This window comes from Sunxiuqinia sp. A32, assembly GCF_052690465.1.
The window spans coordinates 1-659 of the sequence record NZ_JBQYLI010000048.1 but is presented as its reverse complement, the minus strand read 5'-3'; the positions used below and the strand labels follow the sequence as shown (position 1 = coordinate 659).

Genomic DNA, 659 nt, shown 5'->3' with positions numbered 1-659 from the left:
TATCTGAACGACGAGCTTTCTGAAGAAGAACTGGCATCTTTCGAAACAGAATTAACAAACAACCCTGATTTGGCAGCTGAACTGGAGCTTTACAAAGACATAGACTCTGCCGCACAGGAAAACGATATTATGGGCCTTCGAGCCAGGCTGGATTCCATCAGCAAAGATGTAGTTAAAGAAAAACGTAAAGAGCGCTCATTTGCAGCCATGCCGGCTTCACGGGTTGCCATAGCAACGATTGCAGCCTCACTAATGTTGATCTTAAGTATTGCAGGAATCATCAGTCGCAGCCATAAAGCTGCCAACGAAACTGAATTATACAGTCAGTATTACGAAGCATACCAGGCAACAGGGATCTTCCGTTCAGGAGATGCCACCCTGGATACCAAGCTAACAAAGGCTTTGCACAAGTTTAATGATCAGGACTACGAAAGCGCACTGAACCTGTTCAGCGAAGTACTTGAGCAAGACAGCAACAACCCGGTTGGTAACTTCTACTCAGGAGTAGCATTACAGGAAACAGGCAAATTCAACCAGGCTATCGAATCCTACAAAACAGTTGTTAAAAACAAGGACAACCTATTTGTAGAGCAGGCAGAATGGTACATTGGACTGTGTTACCTGCAAACAGAAAACAGGAAAAAAGCTTATAAACAGTT

General features: G+C 43.9%; 1 protein-coding gene. It reads left to right on the top strand.

The genetic code is table 11. The features are described from left to right. Positions 1 to 659 (top strand): hypothetical protein (locus ACUNWD_RS20775; protein WP_445589790.1); only part of this gene is annotated, 659 nt, incomplete at both ends.